The organism is Meridianimarinicoccus marinus (assembly GCF_040689105.1).
Classification (GTDB): Bacteria; Pseudomonadota; Alphaproteobacteria; order Rhodobacterales; family Rhodobacteraceae; genus Meridianimarinicoccus; species Meridianimarinicoccus marinus.
The window spans coordinates 1-236 of sequence record NZ_JBFBVU010000149.1 but is presented as its reverse complement, the minus strand read 5'-3'; the positions used below and the strand labels follow the sequence as shown (position 1 = coordinate 236).

The 236-nt window shown below is 64.4% G+C and carries 1 protein-coding gene; it reads left to right on the top strand.

Annotated elements, in window-relative coordinates; all coding sequences use genetic code 11:
- Nucleotides 1–28: 28 nt before the first annotated feature.
- A partial coding sequence (locus AB0T83_RS20535; RefSeq protein WP_435891204.1) for a CoA transferase occupies nucleotides 29–236 on the top strand: 208 nt, incomplete at its 3' end.

The following is a 236-nucleotide window of genomic DNA, read 5'->3' as shown; positions in this document are numbered from 1 at the left end:
GGCAATCGTCGATGGCGTTACCAGCCTGATGAGCTTCTTCTACGGCCAGCCGCACAGCGCGCTGCGCACGGTCGAACGCGGTGCGGGCCTGCTTGGCGGGGCGGCACATTTCTATCGCTGTTACACCTGTAAGGATGGCAAGGAAGTCAGCGTCGGTGCGATCGAGCCGCAATTCTATGCCGAGCTGCTCCAGCGCGCCGACGCGCCCGAGCATCTGCGCGAGGCGCAGATGAACC